Genomic DNA, 19,870 nt, shown 5'->3' with positions numbered 1-19,870 from the left:
TTTAATAAGCTATTTAGTACTATATAACGAAATATTGAGATTTTAATTTTTTATTTAACATTATTTTATAACATGAAAAAACTCATCTTTGTGAGATTCATAATTACTGTAATTGTTCTTTAAGAAATATTTCTAATTGTTTTGAATCTATATTTTTCATAATAATTTCTCCTTTCTCGTTGATTAGAAAATTCGTAGGAAATGAATTTATTTCATTGGTTTCAGAAAATTTCTTCTCATCATCTAATACATTTATCCAAGATAAATTATATTTAATAATTGTATTTTTCCAATTTTTGATATATTTATCTCTATCAACCGAAATCGCTTCTATTTCAAAACCTTTATCGTGATATTGGCTATAAATTTCTTTTAATTTAGGAAAAGTTATCAAGCAAGGTTTACAGCTACTAAACCAAAAATCTATTAATGTATACTTATTTTTGGCATAATCAGATCTATATTTTTTTCCATCTAATGCTATTAAATTATCGATTGTTGGGAATTTCTTCCCTAAACCAAATTTTTTATTTTCTTTTATTTTTTGTTCTAATACTTTAAAAGGATAAGATTGTTTAATATCCATATCAAAATTTGAATATAATTTTTCGTAAGGATAGTCTTTATAAAAACGTTCAAATTTTTCGATAATTTTCCAAAGTGATATTTCTGAATTTGGATTTTCTTTGATGTATTGTTCTAATAAATCTATTTCATTCTTCCAGTTTCTTCGAAACCAATTATCAATAGAATCGTTGACTTCTTTAGGATTATTAAACTGATATTTTATGAAATTTTGACCTAGGAAATTCTCATAATCAACAATTTCTTTATTAATATTCTTAAAATATTTTTTGTATTTACTTCTTTCATTAATATCATTATCAATTTCTTCATACAACTTACTTAATTTAATATCTAATGATTTATTTTTTAAATAAAAAGGTCTTGAAGAATAAAATGATCCATTAATTATATCAGTTTCTAATACAAATGGAGAAGTGAACGAAAATTCATTAATCAGAAATGTAATTTTATTGTCCTTAACAATAGTAGAATCAACTATTATTGTAGAATAGTAATCTTTATTCAAATATGGTTTTAAATAAATCATAGAACCATTCTCAATACTATCTATCTTAAAATTTAATGTTATTTTTTGTGCTTTCGCGAAACTAATTATGATTGTAAATAATAAAGTTAAATATATCTTCATTTATATTTTTAATGTAAATATATTATATAAGGAAATGTTTACATTAATTTTTTTTAAAAATTATATTTATTTTGATAATTGCTTCGCACCGCACTTTTTCGCTATTGCAAATTTATCTGTAATAATAAATGAATAAAAATATTAAAACATTTATAACATGAAAAAACTCATCTTTGTGAGATGAGTTTTTTATATAATTCTATTTTAAATAGCATTTATTTTTTGTTTGCATACAATACAGGATTTAAATCCTCATCGTTATACATTTTCATTTGTTTATACACTTTCATGTATTTATTACCAGCTTCAAAATCAGCTAACAATTCTTCTATTGCAATCGATAAATCTTGATGTTGTTGATTTAATATATCTAATTTTGCTTGACATGCCGCTTGGTGTTCTGCAGTAGCATCTTCTCTTTCTACTTCTTGTTTCATGTGGAACACTTTTAATGATAAAATAGAGAAACGGTCTACAGCCCAAGCAGGAGATTCTGTATTATATGTAGCATTGTCTTTTACTTGAACATTAGAATATTGTTGTAAAAACCAGCTGTCCACATATTCTACCATATCTGTACGTTCTTGGTTTGATTTATCTATCCAACGTTTTAGACTTAATGCTTCTACAGGATCAATTTGTGGATCACGAATAATATCTTCTAAATGCCACTGAACTGTATCAATCCAGTTTTTTTTGTATAATAAATGAGCAATTAAATCATCCTCACTATATGGATTTTCTATTTGACGATTCACATCATCATATTTGTGATAATCGTTGATACTTTGATTAAAAATTGACCAAGCTTTGTCTGTAAATTTCATCTTTGATGTTTATTTTATATAATAAAAGCATTGTAATTAAACCAAAAAATTTAAATACAATGCTTTTTTATTTAATTAAAAATATTTTTTTTAATTATCCTTTTTCTCAGAAGTATTCTCTTCTGGTTTGTTATCTTCGCGAGTTGCTTTCTTAAATTCATTTAATCCAGAACCTAATCCACGCATTAATTCAGGAATCTTTTTACCCCCAAATAATAGTAAAACAAATAATAATATTACTATCCACTCTTTACCTCCTAATCCCATACTGAATTGATTTTAATACAAATATATAAATTATTTATTACATTCCTGCAACCCAAAGTGCAGGATTTTGTTTTGTTGTTCCGCTCCAAACTTGGAAATTCATTATCGTTTCTCCGTCTGCACTTGTATACACAGTTCCTAGAGACTGCCCTCTTTTTACAACATCATCTTTAGAAACTTCTACATTTGATAGATTTGTATAAACTGAGTAATAAGAACCATGTCTTACTAATACAGCCTTATTACCTCCTTGAATTACAATAACACCTTGAACCGTTCCTTCATAAACAGCACGAGCATGGGCTCCTTTATAAGTAGAAATATCTACACCACTGTTTACAGTTGTAATATTAGATAAAATTGGATGAGAATTTGATCCAAATTGACTTACTACAGTTCCACGATCTACAGGCCAAGGTAATCGACCTCGATTTGCTGAAAATTCTCCTGAAATCCCTTCAGAATCTGGACGTTCAGCAAAAGTTTGAGACGGTTTTACAGCATCAACTTTCACAACTCTTTCCTTTTCAGGAACTTTAGTTACAACTTTCTGTTCCGCTTCTATTTTAGCTCTTCTTTCCGCTTCTGCTTTAGCAGCTGCTATTTTTTTAGCATCTTCTTCTTTTTTTGCTTTAAGTCTAGCATCTTCTTCTGCTTTTCTTTGTGCAATAATTCGTTGTCTTTCTGCTTCTGCTTCGCGTTCTAATTGCTCAAACTTAGCTATCTCAGTTTTTGCTGTTGTAACAAAACTACCATTTGGATTTTTAGCTAAATAAGTTTGATAAGCTTGTTTTGTATGAGTAGAACGTGCAACATTCCATGCTTTTGCATCATTTTCTATTCTTACAATTGCTGATCTAGCAGACTTAGCATAATCACCCTTAGGATTTGTTCTTAGATAATCATTATATGCAGCAATAGTATTTCCTCTCTTAGCTTCATTCCAATCTTTAAGATCTTTTTCAGCTCTAATTTTAGCTTGACGAATTTCTTCTTCAATTATTGCTTTAATTTGAGAATCTATTTGACGTTGCTGAGCTTCTTTTTTATTAATTTCAGCAACAATAACACCTTCATTTTTACGGAATTCTTCTACAGCTTGTTCTTTTACGCCTTTTTCTTTTTGAAGGTTTTGACTGAATTGAGTTTGCTGAGATAAGACTTTTACCTTTTCGTCTTTAGCTCTTTCCTTTTGTTCTCTTTTCGCTTTAATATCTGTTTGCTTATCAATAATATCATTTGCTTGACCTAATTGAAAAGCAGAGTATTTTTCTAAATATTTTATACGACGATATGCTTCTCCTAAACTTTTAGAAGATAGCACAAAAAGAAGTTTATTTTCTACAGATTTATTTTTGTATGCTCTTATTAAAACTTGTTGATAATCTTTTTTAAGAACAACTAATTCTCTTGAAAGTTTATTTATCTCTAACTGAGTTAAATAAATTTCATCTTCAATAAAACGTTTTTCTTTCGTTAAGTTGTTGACTAATTTTGTTTGAACTTGTATCTTTTTCGTTAAGTTCTGAACATATTCTACATTTAACTTAGAATTTTTCTTATTTACTTCTAGCTGTTTGTTTAAAGTAATTATTTCTTTTTTAAGTTGTGCATTTTGTTTTTGTAAGTTCGCTTTATTGTAAGGAACTTGTGCAAACATTGATATAGACAACGTTAAAAGTACAGTTGATAAAACAAACCTCATTATTTTATATCTTTTTTCTTATACCCTGCTGGAATTGAGTATGGTGTATTCATTTCTTGAAATGTAAAACTATTATATTCCAAGTCGATTTGACGCGTTTTTTTATCTTTTATAATAATTTTAACATTTTTTGGAAATTCTTCATCTCCTGCTTTTACCCAATTACTATAATTAATATCAACCTCCATTTTTCTTTTAGGATCTTTTAAATGCGCTTCAACTAATCGAAATCCATTATCAAAAATATATGTCTGAATATATTCTCCTTCTTGTGGAGTTGTTTGAATAACTTGATTATTATTGTTAACAATTGTATACTGATTATTAGCAAAACTTGCTGTGAAATCTTTAGAATTAAGGTCAACAAAGACTTTTCCTAATAATAAATTTTGTAATTTTTGATAATCTATAAAATCTACCTTTAATAACTTATTTGCTAAAGAAAAATCACCTTCATAATATGTTCCACCTAATTTTTCGAACGCAGAAAATCCATTAGGTGTAATTAAAGCTCTTGCTCCTGTAATTCCAAATTTTGTTGCATTAACCCATATTTTTTGTCCATTTTTAACAACAATTGTAGCATTAATATCACTTGATAAATCTTCTATATTTGCTGTCAACTTAGATTTAATTATCAAGTCTTTAAAAGAAGATTTTTTGTTTAAGGTCTGCTGAATTATTTTTGATGATGCAGAAAGTATTTCGGCATCTTTATCATCAACTTTTGTTACTTTTTGAGTGTTACAAGCTACTGTTAACACGGCTATACAAAAAATATAGGTTAATTTCTTTATCATAATTTTTATGCTTCGTGCGACTTGAAGTCCAATTCAGAATAGTCTCCTAAACTAATACTACGTGATACTCCGTAATATTTAGCATGATTACCAATCATTGTATCTGTTAAATTTGCATTACAGATTTTTGAATTTTCTTGAATTAAACTATTATTTATATTTGAGTTTTCAACAATTGTTCCGTTTCCTAAAGAAACAAATGGTCCAATTTTAGAATTTTTTATTACGACATTTTCACCAATAAAACATGGTTCTATAATCAATGAATTATCAACTTTTGCTGAATTAGGTATTGTTTGAAATTCCTCTTTATCAAGATTAAGAACTCTTGTATTTGTATCAACTGTTACAGCTTTGTTTCCACAATCCATCCACTCATCAACCTTACCTAAAGTAAATTTATCACCAGCAGCACGCATATTTTCTAACGCATCCGTTAATTGATATTCACCACCTTTTTGAATATCGTTTTCTAATAAATATTCAATTTCTTTGTATAATTTTTGTCCATCACGGAAAAAATAAATTCCAATAATAGCTAAATCAGAAACAAATTCTTTTGGTTTTTCAACAAAATCAGAAATAACATTATTCTCATCTAATTTAACAACTCCAAAAGCTGAAGGATTATCTACTTGTTTTACCCAAACAACTCCATCAGATTCCATATCTAATTTAAAATCTGCACGAAATAATGTATCCGCATAAGCAACAACTACTGGACCTTCCAAAGCTTCTTTTGCCATCCAAATAGAATGTGCAGTACCAAGAGGTTCTAATTGATGACAAATAGTTCCTTTAGCTCCTAATTTTTCTGCAATGGCAATTAAATCAGCTTCTACCTCAGCTCCAAAATCTCCAATTACAAATGCTATTTCGTCAATTGGTTCTGAACTTACTTTTGCTATATCTTCTACCAAACGATGAACTATAGGTTTTCCAGCAATAGGAATTAATGGTTTTGGTGTAGTTAACGTATGTGGGCGTAAACGTGATCCACGTCCTGCCATTGGAATAATTATTTTCATTTTTTTATATTGTAAATCAAGGATTTTAGTTTTTTCCAGTACTCCCGAAACCTCCTGCTCCTCGTTCAGTTTCATTTAAATTATCAGCTTCTTGCCATTCAATTGTTTCATGTTTTGCTATAACTAATTGAGCAATACGTTCACCATCATTAATTGTAAAAGGTTCATTAGAAACATTTGCTAAAATAACTCCTATTTCACCTCTGTAATCTGCATCAATTGTTCCTGGTGAATTAAGACAAGTTAAACCATGTTTAAGAGCCATTCCACTTCTTGGACGAACTTGCGCTTCATATCCTGCTGGTAACTCAATACTAAGTCCTGTTGGAATTAATTTTCTTTCTAAAGGTTTCAACTCAATTGGAGCATCAATATTAGCTGTTAAATCCATTCCAGCTGATAATGATGTTTTATATTCTGGTAATGCGTGTTTCGAAGTATTTATAACTTTTACTTTCATTATTTTATTTTCTTAATTTTTTTAATGTATTACGTTCTACAAATGCAATAAAAATAGTATAAATTATTAATAAACAATTTCCTATAATTAAATTAGAATTGAATAGATAATAATTAGAACACCCAAAAGCTATTGCAATAAGCATATAAAGTACTATTTTATTTACTTTGTATGGAATTGGATATACTTTCTGTCCCCAAATGTACGAAATCACCATCATTACACCATACGCCAACAAAGTTGTCCATGCAGAAACCATAAATCCATATTTAGGTAACAACAAAACATTTAAAATTATTGTGATTGCTCCTCCTGTTAATGAAATTATCGTACCAATATTTGTTCTATCAGTAACTTTATACCATGTAGAAAGATTATAATATATCCCGAAAAATAGGTTTGCTATTAAAATAATTGGAACTATATCTAATGCAATCCAGTATGATGAATCTGGAATAAATATTTTCTTAACCCAATTAATATTTGCTAAAATACCTAAAATAACAATATTACATATAATACTAAAAAAGAATAAAATATTTGCATATGTCTGCTTTGCATCACCTTTTTTGGCTACTTTAAAAAAGAAAGGTTCTATTCCCATTCTATAAGCTGTAACAAAAAGTGTCATCAATGCAGCTAATTTATAACAAGCCGAATATGATCCTGCATCTGCTGGATCAATTAATTTTCGTTGAACTAACTTATCAAAATTTTCATTTAAAATAAATCCTAGACCTGCAATCATAATTGGATAGCCATATAAAAACATTTTTTTAAATAATGCTCTATCAAACTTAAACTGTACATGACGAATTACTCCAAATAATAATATCATTCCTAAAATACTAGCTGTTAAGTTTGCTACAAAAGGATAAGATATTGTATTATCTAAACCTAAATCTGCTAAAAAATCTCTAGAAACATAATATAATAAAACTAGTGTAAAAACTGCTTGAAAAACATTTTGGAAAACTTTTATAGCTGAATAAAGAATTGGTCGTCCTTTGAAACGTAAAACAGCATATGGTATAATACAAATTGTATCGAAAAAAGCTATCCAGCCGAACCACAACAAATATTCTGGATGACTACTATAGTTCGAATATTCTGCAAGTGGTTGTAAAAAAGTATATAATAAAATTAACATTACAGAAGATGTCATTACCATAAACCAAAAAGAAGTATTAAGAACTTTTTGATATAAACCTTCTTCTGGCGCGTACCTAAAAAATGCTGTCTCGAATCCAAAAGTTAAAATAACATTTAGAAAGGATGCAGCAGCATATAGTTGTGAAAACATTGCAAAATCTGTATTTGCAGATTGTTTAATAATAAAATAATTCAATAATAGAATAATCAATCGAGGTAAGATTGATCCTATCCCATAAATAATTGTTTCGCTAAATAACTTTTTATACAATGTCGTTAAATTTTTTACAAAATTGAACTTCTTTTCTTTAAATACAAAATACCTAAGCTACAAATTAATTAACTTTGTTTCAACATTAAATTATAAACTAATGGATTTATCTAATAAAAGAGTTGGATTAATTGGTAATGGTAGTTGGGCAACTGCAATTGCGAAAATGCTGAGTGAAAACCTAGAAACATTCAACTGGTGGGTAAAAGATGAATATGCAAAAGGTTATTTAGAGCGTCATAAACATAATCCTAATTACTTAACGGATGTTGAATTTAAAACAGAAAAATTAAATATTTCTACAGATATTAATGAAGTTGTTACGAATTCTGATATTATTTTCCTTGTAGTGCCTTCAATTTATGTTGCAAATTGTTTAAGTAAACTAACTGTTTCTTTAGAAGATAAATTTGTTGTTACATCAATTAAAGGAATAATTCCAGACCATTATAAACTAGTTGGACAATATCTTTTTGATGAATTTGGACTAAAAGAAAATCAATTGGGAGTTGTAAGTGGACCTTGCCATGCAGAAGAAGTTGCTTTAGAGCGTTTATCTTACCTAACAATTGCTGCTGAAAATGAAAATAATGCACAAATTGTTGCCGATTTTCTTTCTTGTGACTTTATTAAGACAAAATTATCGAAAGATATCTACGGAACTGAATTTGGTGCTGTTCTGAAAAATATTTATGCTATTGCAGCAGGAATTGCACATGGTTTAGGATACGGAGATAATTTCCAGGCTGTATTAATGAGTAATGCTATTCGTGAAATGAATCATATCTTAAAAACAGTAAGTCCAATGAATCGACAAATTAATGATTCTGCTTATTTAGGAGATTTATTAGTTACTGGATATTCTTTTTTCTCTAGAAATAGAATGTTTGGTAATATGATTGGTAAAGGATATACTGTAAAATCTGCAATTCTTGAGATGAACATGGTTGCTGAAGGTTATTATGCTACAAAAGGTATTTCGATTTTAAATGAAAAATATTCTATTGATGCTCCAATTATAAATGCAGTTCATAAAATTCTTTATGAAGAAAAGAATGCTGCAAAAACAATTCAAAAATTGTCAAAGAAATTAGATTAAAAAAAATGATTAAGCAAGATTTTATATCAAAATATATACAAGAATTAGCTAAAACATTAGCTAAAATATTATCTCTAGAATTAGGAAATGCTGATGATGGATTTTTAATTATTTTCAATCAAATGTTACAATCTTATTACAAAATAGATGATAATCATTTAAATATTTTACTTGAAGAAAATCAAGAAAGAGATCAGTTTTTATTATCTGATGAATTAAAAAAGAAAAACTTATTAACTTTTATGAAAGCGATTCGTGTTTATCTTAATCAAGGGAATAAAGAAAAAGCGAAGGCTTCTTATTCTGTTTTAAAAAGAATTGAAAGTATAAATACAGGTATTTTCCAATTCCCTACAGAAGAAGATACTTTAATTGCTAACGAAAGAAAAGTTATTGAAGAAAAAATGAATAATATTTAAAAAATATCAATTTATTTTTTTTGATTTATCTTTATCAAATAATCCTTTATAACCACATGATATGAAAAAACTTATTTATTTAACATTATTAATTATATCAACATTTGCCTTAACTTCTTGTTCTAATAATGATGATGGAGGAAATAATCAAAATGTCCCTAATAGTGGAATTATAAATTATAGAGGATATAGTCTTCCTATTTATTATATCACTGTTGAAGATTACAAACCATATGATAATGGAATTTCTTATATCGTAGAATTATCTACAAATCCAGTAAATTACAATGGAAAAAATTCTGGAGCTTATATGTATTTAGAAATTTATCAATCTAATAGTTTAAGTTTTAGTGGTCAATACACAACAAGTTCTGCTAATCAATATACAAGATCATTGGATTTAATTGAATTTCACGTTGATCCATTATTACAAAATGGAATTCCTGTAGAAGGGCAATCTACTTTAGAAGTTTATAATGATTATTTTTCTTCGGGTTCTATTCTTTTAAATAATTATCAAAATGATATATTGTATACAAATTTTGAAATGATTGATCAAGATGGATATCGACTAACTGGAAATTATGAAGGTGTTTTTGATTATATTCAGAATTATAATGCTAAGAATGCTAAGTCAAATCCTACGCTTAGAAAAATGGTTGAAGATCGTAAAAAATCTAAAGGAGAATTAAGACAATTACGTGCTGAAAGATTAAAACAATAATTTTATATAAAATTCAAACAAAAAATTGCTTCAAAAAATATTTTTTGAAGCAATTTTTTGTTTTTGCAATAGTGATTGAAGTGGAAATCCTTTTTTTGATTGGTCTTGTATTTCGACTTCGCTCAATCACCTAGTTTAAATGCAAGACCAATCTAAAAGATTGCAACGAAAAGCACGGCCCGAAGGGATTGCCCAATAAAAAAGTTATTTTAGTTGCATTCTTTTCTTGGCTTCATCTAACCATGGTTGATAAGTACAATGTTTTAGGATTGCTTCGTAAATTGCTTTACTGTTGGGATCTTTTGCATCTAGTTCATAAATCAATGAATTTAAAAATCCATTTTTTATACTTGAACTTTTAATATTATCTAAGAGTGCTTCTGCAGAAAACCCTTCATATAATTTTTCTTGTAAATTATTTAACACCAAACTTCTATAACTTTGAAAAGTTCTAAAATCTTCATCATTATCTAAATCAATTTTATCTAATTCAGTTAAAAAATTAATTGGTAATTGAGTTGATTCTGGGTGAAAATAAGAATATGAATCTTTATAACTATATAACAAATTAATATAATCATAATTTAAATTCTTTCTCTCTTTACCAATAAAGATTGGGTTCACATCAGACTTTTCTAATTCTTGAATTATTTTTTTATGAAAAACGGTTATTTTCGTTCTAAAATCTTGAGGATTCAATTGAAATAACTCTGTATTATCTGCTAAAAAATTATCGGTCTCAAAATCTTTTTTAATCAAATAGTTATTCCTTTTATTTCCTTTACCTGTAAAAGAAAAATTAGTATCTATTTTATTTAAGTCAACATTTAGAACTAAACTATCTTCTGGTACAAGATAAACTGTATACTCATCTCTATCTATAGAAAGTATTTTATATCCCTCGTCTACTAATCTAACTGTATCAGAAAAATTTCCATCAAAATCTAATGCAAATGCTTTTTCTCTATTATTCAATAATAAATAAATACTATCTGTTTCTGCATTTGCTATTCTTCCACTAAAATAAAGAATATTTTGATCTTTATTCTTCGTAATACAACTATAATTAACCAATAAAATTAGTAAAAAACATTTCCAATAAGATGTCATTTTTCCTCTTCTCACAATACTAAACAAAAGTATATAATTATTCTTCTTGTTGATGTATTTCGAAGTAAGAATCTATCTTAAAATTTTCTGGTTTATTTGCAGCTGCTACGGCTAGTTCATCTGCTCTTTCATTCCAATGATGACCTGCATGTCCTTTTATCCACTGAAATTTGACATTATGTATTTTATATACTTCTAAAAATCGTTGCCATAAATCTGGATTCTTTTTTCCTTTAAATCCTTTTTTTTGCCAACCAAAAACCCAACGTTTTTCTACAGAATCCACAACATATTTAGAATCTGTTACAATTGTGATCTCTGTATTTGTAAATTTTAAGGTTTCTAAAGCTGTAATAACAGCTAACAATTCCATTCGATTATTAGTTGTTAAACGAAAGCCTTGAGAGATTTCTTTTTTTATTTTTTTCTCAGTTTCTAATAAAATACAACCAAAACCTCCTGGTCCAGGGTTTCCTAATGAAGAACCATCTGTATAAGCTACAATTGCCATAAGTTTTTAAGGTTTATAATTCAACATTCCATCAATTGTTTGCTTAGCAACAAAATGATAATTTGGACGAGCTGATTTGTAAATATCATTAGCTAAATCAAATTGTTTAGATTCTTTTAGAGCCAAATACAATGGTTCTAAAAATTTACGACGACCAACATTTACCAAAAATTCTTTTGCATTTTTATTGACCTTATCATAATGTAATAGAAATGCTTTCTCGAACCAAGCACATTCTATTTCAGGATTTTTAGAATCTGTAAAATCATAAATTTCATCTAAATAAGCTAAATCTTCTTTTGTATTTTTATCTACATCAATTTGACGAATATAATGCAACCATTCATTCGTAGATTTTGTAGAAATAGCTATTTTCTCAGGACTGACTTTATTTCTGCTATTCTTAATATCTTGTTGTAATTGATTTTCTGCTAAATCAAATAATTTTGAAGTAGGTTTTTGTACTCCTTTTGGCCAACCAGTAGTATAAATCCATTCTTGCACAAAACTATCATCATTATTTGTTAAGTTTTGTTTTAAATAATCTATAAATTTTTCTGTTGTCATTGTTTGGAAAGCATGTGAAGAAAAATAATTATTCAAGAATATATCAAATTTTTCTCTTCCATATTTATCCTCTAACATCTTCAGGAATAAATATCCTTTATCATAAGGTACATCAGAAAAAGCATCATCAGGATTTTTACCTTTCATGTTAACTTTTAGAGATGTATATTCTTTTGGAATATTTCGCATTGATGTTTCAAGATCCTGGAAACCAATTACAGAAATCATATCAGCATAATCTTTACCTTCTAACTCTTCCATAATACGGCGCTCAAAATAAACGGTGAATCCTTCATTTATCCAAAAATCATCCCATGTAGAATTTGTAACTAGATTTCCAGACCAAGAATGTGCTAATTCGTGAGCAACTAAATTAGTCATTGATCTATCTCCAACAATAGCTGTTGGAGTTGCAAATGTAAGACGTGGATTTTCCATCCCTCCAAATGGGAAAGAAGGAGGAAGAACTAAAACATCAAACTGTTCCCAAGGATATTTTCCGTATAATTTTTCTGCTGTTGTAACCATTTTTCCCATATCTGCAAATTCCCAAACTGCATCTTTAAGCAAATTTGGTTCAGCATAAATTCCTGTTCTATTGTCTATAGCTTGGTAATTTACATCTCCTACAGCTAAAGCAACTAAATAAGGTGCTATTGGCTGTGGCATTTTAAATGTATAAATACCATCTTTTGATTTTTCTTTTGGATTAATGGCACTCATTAATGCCATAAGATCTTTCGGTGTTTTTATTTTTGCATCATAAGTAATACGAACACTTGGTGTATCCTGAATTGGAATCCAAGAACGAGTAAGAATTGCTTGCCCTTGTGATAATAAAAAAGGTTGTTTTTTATCATGAGTTTGCTCTGGGCTTAACCATTGTAATGCATTTGCATCTGATGTTGTTTTATAATAAACTGTAACAACTGTATCTTTTGGAGTTATATCAATTTCTAATGCACGTCCTTTTACAGCATCTCTGTTACCTAACTTAAACGTTGTTTTTTTATTGTTGGCTAATAAAACAGAATCAATTGTTAATTCTTCTGTATCAAGAATAATTTTTTTTGAATTATTATTTTTGAATTGGTAAGATGCTGATCCTTTTATTTGATGAGTTTTAAAATCAGTTTCTATATCTAAACTCAAATGCTTAATACGTGCTTTATCTAAATCAGCAAATGTTTGATTATCTTTTGCTTCTTGTAAACCTTTTATTGTAGATGTAGTTTGTTTATTGCAACTAGCGGCAATTAATGCAGTTCCTAATGCGATATAAACTAATTTTTGCATTGCTGTAAATCTTTTAAAATTGTGTTGAAAGCTGCCTCTTTTAAAGCTTCTCTGTCTTTATTAATTTCTAAATTATCGGTTTCGAAAATAGTTAATAAACGTACTTTTATTTTTCCAGGATAACCTCTAAACCAATTAAACGGAAACATCTTATTTAAACCATCTATAGCAATTACAGCCAAAGGTGTTTTCGTTTCTATTGCAATATTAAAAGCTCCGTTTTTGAATGGATCTAAGTAAATTTCAAATTCTTTTTGATTGGTTACACCTCCTTCAGGAAAGATAAAAATACTTCTATTTTCTTTTAATTTCTTAATTGATTCTGGATATACATTCGCTTTACTACGCGCACTTGTACGATCTACGGGAATACAAAATCGTTCGAAAATTTTTCCAAAGATAGGTATTTTAAGCAATTCTGCTTTACCTACAAAAGCTATCGGATGATCTTTTAGAATCGTGAACATTAACATAATATCCATCACAGAACTATGATTAGCAATAAATACATAGTTTCTATTAGGATTTAAAGCGACATACTCTTTATAATCAACTGTAAATCCTGTACCATATAATAAGAATTTTCCCCAAAATCGGACTAATGGATATATATATGGGAAGGTTTTATCAAAATAAGATAATGGTAATACAATAAAAACTCCTATTACTAAAACATAGGTTAATGATAAAATAATCATCCAAATTCTCCATAATAGAACAAAAAAACCTTTGATGTATTTCATGAAATTTTCACTAATCAATTCATCAAAGATAAAACACTTAACTATTTTATAAACTATAATTATTAATATCCCTAAATAATATAAACTATTTGATTAGATAATTTAATTATAGAATAAGATTGAAATGCTTAAATTTGTTAAGGAAAAATTACAAAAAAATGGCTTTAAACACAATAAATCCAACAAAAACAAAAGCTTGGAATAAATTAGAAACGCATTTTTCTATTATAGAAAAATTAACAATAAAAGAATTATTTGAACAAAACACGAAACGTTTTGAAGGCTTTTCTATTCAATATCCTTCTTTGTTAGTAGATTATTCTAAAAATAGAATAAATGCTGAAACAATTCAATTATTAGTTGATTTAGCAAAAGAAATGGATGTTGATGGTGCAATTCAACAAATGTTTAATGGAGAAAAAATAAATCAAACTGAGCAAAGAGCTGTTTTACATACTGCCCTTAGAAATCGTTCTAATGAAGAAGTTTTGGTTGATGGCAAAGATGTAATGCCACAGATAAATGAAGTATTAGAACAGATGAAGACTTTCTCAGAAAAAGTAATTTCTGGAGAATGGAAAGGTTTTTCTGGAAAAGAAATTACTGATGTTGTTAACATCGGAATTGGGGGATCTGATCTTGGTCCAGTGATGGTTACTGAAGCTTTAAAACATTATAAAACTCGTTTAAATGTTCATTTTGTATCAAATATTGATGGAACTCATTTAGCAGAAACTTTCAAAACTATTAATCCTGAAACTACATTATTTATTGTAGCTTCTAAAACATTTACTACACAAGAAACAATGACCAATGCTTTTTCTGCAAAAGAATGGTTTTTAAATTCTGATGCTAAAGAAGAGGATGTTGCTAAACACTTTGTGGCTTTATCTACAAATGCTGATGGTGTTTCAAAATTTGGAATTGATACTGCTAACATGTTTCAATTTTGGGATTGGGTTGGTGGCCGATATTCATTATGGAGTGCTATTGGTTTAAGTATTTGTTTGGCTGTTGGTTTTGATAAATTTGAAGAATTACTAGAAGGAGCTCATGAAATGGATGTCCATTTCAAAACAGAAACATTAGATCAAAATATTCCTGTTATTTTGGCTTTATTAGGAATTTGGTACAATAATTTCTTTGGAGCTGATTCTTATGCATTATTACCATACGAACAATATTTATCTCGCTTTGCTGCATATTTTCAACAAGGAGATATGGAAAGTAATGGTAAATACGTTGGCAGAAACAGAGAAAAAGTTAATTACGAAACTGGACCTATTATTTGGGGAGAACCAGGTACAAATGGACAACATGCTTTTTATCAATTAATCCATCAAGGAACAAAATTAATTCCTGCTGATTTTATTGCTGGAGCTAATTCATTAAATAAATTAGGAGATCATCATGCAAAATTATTGTCTAACTTTTTTGCCCAAACAGAAGCTTTAGCTTTTGGAAAAGATGAAGCAACTGTTGTTGATGAACTAAAAAAATCTGGAAAATCTCAAGAGGAAATTGATTATTTAACTGCTTTCAAAATTTTTGAAGGGAATAGACCTACAAATTCAATTTTGTATGATGTATTAACTCCTAAAGTACTTGGTAACTTAATTGCAATGTACGAACACAAAATTTTTGTACAAGGAGTTATCTGGAATATATTCTCTTTTGATCAATGGGGAGTTGAATTAGGTAAACAATTAGCTAATGTAATTTTACCAGAATTAGAAAATGATGAAACTATTACAAGTCATGATTCTTCTACTAATGGTTTAATCAATACTTATAAATACTGGAGAAAATAATTATATTCATAGAATCCGAAAAAGTAAAACCTTATTCGGATTTTTTTTATCTCTTATTCTCCTAAAGAGGAATTAAATTATTAGTGAAAATGATAAAATAAAAAAAGCCGAAGATTAATCTTCGGCTTTTTTATTTTATCTAATTAAATGATATAATTTATAAATTATAATCCTAATTCTTTTTTAACATCGTTTAATAAGTCATACCCTCCAGCTTTGTAAACTAATACACCAGCAGGTAAAACATATTTTACACCTTTTTTAGCAGCAGCAGAACTAATTGCATCAGATACTCTTTTCTCGATAGGATCCATTAATGCTTTTTCTTTAGCTTGTACTTCTTCTTGAGCAGCTTTAGCGTAAGTTTCATACTTTTGTTGCATTTGTTGCTCTTTTTCTTGATATTTATTAGCAGCAATTAATTTTTGTTGCTCTTCTTGAGATTTACCAGCTAAATCTTTTTGAGCAGTTTCCATAAATGTTTTGTAATCTGCTTGTAATTTAGCAATAGCATCTTGGTGTTTTTTTCCTAAAATTTCTAATTCACCTTCAGCTTTTTTATATGCAGGCATTGATTCTATTACTGCTTGAGTATCGATGTAAGCAATTTCTTGAGCATAAGTTAAAACGCTTCCGAAAATCATCATTGCCAATACTGTTATCAATCTAATTTGTTTCATTTCTAGTCTAATTTGAATTTTAATATTTATTATCTTCTTTTATTATTTGTGCTTTTTTTATTATTTGATTTCGACTCACTTTTTTTCAAATCTGGTCTAAGTTCTTGTAATACTTCTCTACTTATATCAAATTTTGGATCAGTATAAATCATTATCAAATCACTTCCTTTATCAAATACAAAACTATAACCTCTTTTGTCAGCTACTGCTTTTGTTGCGTTATAAATTTGATCCTGTAAAGGCTTTACAACAGATCTCCTTAAATTTATTAAATCTCCATTAGGTCCATATCTTTTATCTTGTAAAGATTTTATAGACTTAGCTTCATCAAATATCTTCTTTTCCTGCTCCTTCAACTGCTCTGGAGTTAAAAGAATTTTCTCTGCTTCGAATTCGGCTTGTAATTTAGCAAAATTTTCTTGTCTTTGCCCAATTTCTTTTTGCCAACTTTCTGTCTGAGATTTTAATTTACTCTGCGAAGATGTATATTCTGGCAAATTCTCTAATATGTATTGAGAATCTACATAACAAAATCTTTGTGCAAATGTAAAACTAGCAAATCCAAGAAATAAGATTATAAAGCTAGACCATTTTTTCATATTTTTATAAATTTAGGTTCTAAAATTATGCCAAAACTATCTGAAAACTATTTAACTAAAATTGTTGTCCAATGATAAAGTGAGTTTGCCATCCTGATTTTTGAGTCTCTCCAATACCTTTATCAAATCCATAACCAAAATCAAATCCTAACAATCCAAATGCTGGCATATATATACGTACACCTGCACCAGCAGAACGTTTCAACTCAAAAGGCTTAAATTCACTTGTATTATTCCATATATTTCCTCCTTCAGCAAAAGTAAGTGCATAAATTTTAGCTGTCTGACTCATTGTTATTGGATAACGTAATTCTAAAGAATATTTATTATATATAGTTCCTCCTCCTTCTGGTGTTAAATCGCCTGTTTGTCCTCCAGAATTTGTAGCATCTTGATAACCTCTTAATGCAATAATTTCTCGTCCATCAAAACGGTTTTGATTTAATCCTGTACCTCCAAGATAAAAACGTTCAAAAGGAATAGTACCTATTTTTCTATTATATGTTCCTAAAACCCCAAATTCACCTCCTGCTCTTAAAACTAACTTCCCGGCTAATTCTTTGTAAAAATATGCTTTAGCTTTGAATTTATAATATTCTAACCATTTAAATTTTTCTACATCTGATAAACCTGTATAATCCTTTTTATTCACTGCTGAATATGGAAATGTTGTTGTAAATGACAAGTTAATTTCAGATCCTGATTGTGGAAATATTGGATCTGGACCTGCAGAATTTCTTGTTAATCCTAATGTATAGTTTAAGTTATTTGATTGACCATTTTCATATTGTAAATTACCAACAGACATACTATAATTATCGAAATTATACAATTGATATGAAATTGTATTAGATAATCTAAAATAATCATCTGGCCATGTTAATAATTTTGTTAATCCAACAGAAGCACCTAAAATATTCAATTTAGCTTTTTCTCCATAGCTATCATTATAGCTATACTGTGAATTATATATAGAAGTAGATAAAGCAGTTGGCTTACGACCTCCAATCCATGGTTCAACAAAAGATAAGCTATAGTTTTTATATCCATTACCTGCCTGAGCTCTTAAAGATAATTGTTGTCCATCTCCCATAGGCACTGGTTTCCAAGCTTTTCTATTAAAAATATTTTTTATAGAAAAGTTACCAAATGTAAGTCCTAAAGTACCTATGAATGTTCCTGCTCCATATCCACCTTGTAATTCTACTTGTGATGATGATTTTGGAGCTACTTTCCATTCGATATCAACCGTATTATTCTCTTGATTTGGCTGAACATCAGGTACAATTTGTGTAGGCTCTAGGTATCCTAATGAGGCTAATTCCATCATTGTACGTTTGATGTCTGATTTAGAGAATAAATCACCTGGTTTTGTTCTTAACTCACGGTATAAAATATGATCATGAGCCTCAGTATTACCATTAATAGTAACTTTATTTAATGAAGCTTGAGTTCCTTCAAAAATCTTTATTTCTAAATCAATTGTATCATTCTTTACGCTCTTTTCAACAGGAATTGCTCTAGCGAATAAATACCCTCTATCCATGTATTGAGTAGAAATATCATCATCTTTATCAGATCCAGATATTTTTTTATTTATCCCTACTGCATCATAAGCATCACCTGTTTTATATGCGAAGAAACGTTGTAATTGATCAGAAGTATAAACAGAGTTTCCCGAAAAAGTTACATTACCTAAATAATAAGGTCTTCCTTCGTCTACTTTAATTTTTACTAATAATCTTTTATCGTTTATTTTTTTGATTTCATAAGAATCAACTTTAGCATCTCTAAAACCAACTGATTTATATTCTTCAACTAAATTTTTTAAATCATCCTGAAATTTTTCAGGAATCATTTTAGATGATTTGAATATATTAATTGAAGTACGCTTAGTATTTTTCAATCCTTTTTTACGTAAACGAGAAGAAGGCATATTTTTATTCCCTTCAAAAACTATATTTTGAATTTTTACACGCTCTCCCTTATCTACATTTAATATAATATTTTCTTCATCATCTTTACCAGCGACTTTTTCTCTTACAACATTAATTGTTGTATTAGGAAATCCTTTACCAGTATAATAATCTTTTATTTTATTATTTGTAGTGTTTATTAAACTCTGTGTAATCTTAACTCCTGGATTTAATTTATTTTGTTTAATTATATCTTCTCGTTGAGATTTTTTTACACCATTCATTTTTATTTCACCCAAACTAGGGACTGAAACTAAAGAAAGTTCTAAAGTTACTTCGTTACCTTCTATTTTATATACATATAAATCTATATCTGAAAAAATATTAGATCTCCATAACTTTTTTACAGCATTATTTACCTTTGTTCCTGGTAATTCTATATCTTCTCCAATTGCAAAACCTGCATAACGAATAATTTGATTTTTAGAATATTTTGTATCTCCTGTTACAACAATGTCTTTTAATTTATATGTTTTTGCATTACCGTAATCTAAGGTAAATTTATTCTGTTGAGTTGAATCAATGGGTGCTATAGAATCGTTTACTTGGGCATTTGCCATATAAGTACCAAGCATGCACATTGTCCAAAAAATTTTCTTCATAATCCTC

At 28.2% G+C, this 19,870-nt stretch carries 19 protein-coding genes; 4 read left to right on the top strand and 15 right to left on the bottom strand.

The annotated features are described in order from the left end of the window. Window positions 1-103: 103 nt before the first annotated feature. The 8 genes from RT575_RS05825 to RT575_RS05790 all read right to left on the bottom strand — a co-directional run bounded on the left by RT575_RS05825 (window position 104) and on the right by RT575_RS05790 (window position 7,726). The gene (locus RT575_RS05825) at window positions 104-1,216 is read right to left on the bottom strand and encodes a TlpA disulfide reductase family protein (RefSeq protein ID WP_313579494.1); all 1,113 of its coding nucleotides are present in this window, start codon (window positions 1,214-1,216) and stop codon (window positions 104-106) included. Window positions 1,217-1,431: 215 nt separating this feature from the next. After that, window positions 1,432-2,043 (bottom strand): DUF4254 domain-containing protein, encoded by a 612-nt coding sequence (locus RT575_RS05820; protein ID WP_313579492.1) that lies wholly within the window; start codon window positions 2,041-2,043, stop codon window positions 1,432-1,434. A gap of 90 nt (window positions 2,044-2,133) precedes the next feature. Next, on the bottom strand, window positions 2,134-2,310 hold the full coding sequence (gene tatA / locus RT575_RS05815) for a twin-arginine translocase TatA/TatE family subunit (protein ID WP_313374918.1): 177 nt from the start codon (window positions 2,308-2,310) through the stop codon (window positions 2,134-2,136). A 37-nt stretch (window positions 2,311-2,347) separates the two neighbouring features. Further along, complete coding sequence (locus RT575_RS05810; protein WP_313579490.1) at window positions 2,348-4,015, bottom strand: murein hydrolase activator EnvC family protein; 1,668 nt, start codon at window positions 4,013-4,015, stop codon at window positions 2,348-2,350. Next, window positions 4,015-4,815 (bottom strand): DUF4292 domain-containing protein, encoded by an 801-nt coding sequence (locus RT575_RS05805; RefSeq protein WP_313579488.1) that lies wholly within the window; start codon window positions 4,813-4,815, stop codon window positions 4,015-4,017. The genes RT575_RS05810 and RT575_RS05805 overlap by 1 nt, the downstream gene beginning before the upstream one ends. 5 nt (window positions 4,816-4,820) lie before the next feature. Next, entirely contained in the window at window positions 4,821-5,843 is a 1,023-nt protein-coding gene (locus RT575_RS05800) for a sugar phosphate nucleotidyltransferase (RefSeq protein ID WP_313384972.1), read from the bottom strand. Window positions 5,844-5,868: 25 nt separating this feature from the next. Further along, on the bottom strand, window positions 5,869-6,303 hold the full coding sequence (gene dut, locus RT575_RS05795; RefSeq protein WP_313384970.1) for a dUTP diphosphatase: 435 nt from the start codon (window positions 6,301-6,303) through the stop codon (window positions 5,869-5,871). 4 nt (window positions 6,304-6,307) lie between these two features. Next, entirely contained in the window at window positions 6,308-7,726 is a 1,419-nt protein-coding gene (locus RT575_RS05790) for a lipopolysaccharide biosynthesis protein (protein WP_313579486.1), read from the bottom strand. A gap of 100 nt (window positions 7,727-7,826) precedes the next feature. Between RT575_RS05790 and RT575_RS05785 the strand changes: the two genes are divergently transcribed. The 3 genes from RT575_RS05785 (at window position 7,827) to RT575_RS05775 (ending at window position 9,968) form a co-directional block, all read left to right on the top strand. Continuing rightward, window positions 7,827-8,825: an NAD(P)H-dependent glycerol-3-phosphate dehydrogenase gene (locus tag RT575_RS05785; protein WP_313579484.1), complete on the top strand. Its 999-nt coding sequence runs from the start codon at window positions 7,827-7,829 to the stop codon at window positions 8,823-8,825. 5 nt (window positions 8,826-8,830) lie between these two features. Continuing rightward, a complete protein-coding gene (locus RT575_RS05780; RefSeq protein WP_313579482.1) occupies window positions 8,831-9,244 on the top strand; it encodes a hypothetical protein in 414 nt (137 codons plus the stop codon). A 61-nt stretch (window positions 9,245-9,305) separates the two neighbouring features. After that, on the top strand, window positions 9,306-9,968 hold the full coding sequence (locus tag RT575_RS05775) for a hypothetical protein (RefSeq protein ID WP_313579480.1): 663 nt from the start codon (window positions 9,306-9,308) through the stop codon (window positions 9,966-9,968). Between the two features lie 204 nt (window positions 9,969-10,172). Here the strand turns inward: RT575_RS05775 and RT575_RS05770 are convergent, their stop codons facing one another. From RT575_RS05770 to RT575_RS05755, 4 genes are read right to left on the bottom strand one after another with little or no spacing between them, the layout of a single operon-like run. Further along, window positions 10,173-11,078: a hypothetical protein gene (locus tag RT575_RS05770; RefSeq protein WP_313579478.1), complete on the bottom strand. Its 906-nt coding sequence runs from the start codon at window positions 11,076-11,078 to the stop codon at window positions 10,173-10,175. 37 nt (window positions 11,079-11,115) lie between these two features. Then, window positions 11,116-11,589: a ribonuclease HI gene (rnhA, locus tag RT575_RS05765; RefSeq protein ID WP_313384960.1), complete on the bottom strand. Its 474-nt coding sequence runs from the start codon at window positions 11,587-11,589 to the stop codon at window positions 11,116-11,118. 6 nt (window positions 11,590-11,595) lie between these two features. Next, window positions 11,596-13,452: a M1 family metallopeptidase gene (locus RT575_RS05760; protein WP_313579476.1), complete on the bottom strand. Its 1,857-nt coding sequence runs from the start codon at window positions 13,450-13,452 to the stop codon at window positions 11,596-11,598. Continuing rightward, window positions 13,440-14,195, bottom strand: coding sequence for a lysophospholipid acyltransferase family protein (locus RT575_RS05755; protein ID WP_313579475.1), 756 nt, complete (start codon window positions 14,193-14,195; stop codon window positions 13,440-13,442). Before RT575_RS05755 ends, RT575_RS05760 begins: the two co-directional genes overlap by 13 nt. A gap of 158 nt (window positions 14,196-14,353) precedes the next feature. On the opposite strand from RT575_RS05755, the gene pgi reads away from it, so the two are divergent. Further along, complete coding sequence (gene pgi / locus RT575_RS05750) at window positions 14,354-16,006, top strand: glucose-6-phosphate isomerase (protein WP_313579473.1); 1,653 nt, start codon at window positions 14,354-14,356, stop codon at window positions 16,004-16,006. A 164-nt stretch (window positions 16,007-16,170) separates the two neighbouring features. Here the strand turns inward: pgi and RT575_RS05745 are convergent, their stop codons facing one another. From RT575_RS05745 to bamA, 3 genes are read right to left on the bottom strand one after another with little or no spacing between them, the layout of a single operon-like run. Next, entirely contained in the window at window positions 16,171-16,686 is a 516-nt protein-coding gene (locus tag RT575_RS05745; RefSeq protein WP_313384953.1) for an OmpH family outer membrane protein, read from the bottom strand. A 29-nt stretch (window positions 16,687-16,715) separates the two neighbouring features. Beyond that, on the bottom strand, window positions 16,716-17,285 hold the full coding sequence (locus RT575_RS05740) for an OmpH family outer membrane protein (protein WP_313384952.1): 570 nt from the start codon (window positions 17,283-17,285) through the stop codon (window positions 16,716-16,718). 55 nt (window positions 17,286-17,340) lie between these two features. Then, on the bottom strand, window positions 17,341-19,863 hold the full coding sequence (gene bamA, locus RT575_RS05735) for an outer membrane protein assembly factor BamA (protein WP_313579470.1): 2,523 nt from the start codon (window positions 19,861-19,863) through the stop codon (window positions 17,341-17,343). Between the last annotated feature and the right edge of the window lie 7 nt (window positions 19,864-19,870).

It is taken from the genome of Chishuiella sp., from assembly GCF_032109125.1.
Taxonomy (GTDB): domain Bacteria; phylum Bacteroidota; class Bacteroidia; order Flavobacteriales; family Weeksellaceae; genus Empedobacter.
This window is presented reverse-complemented; position numbering and strand designations above follow the sequence as displayed.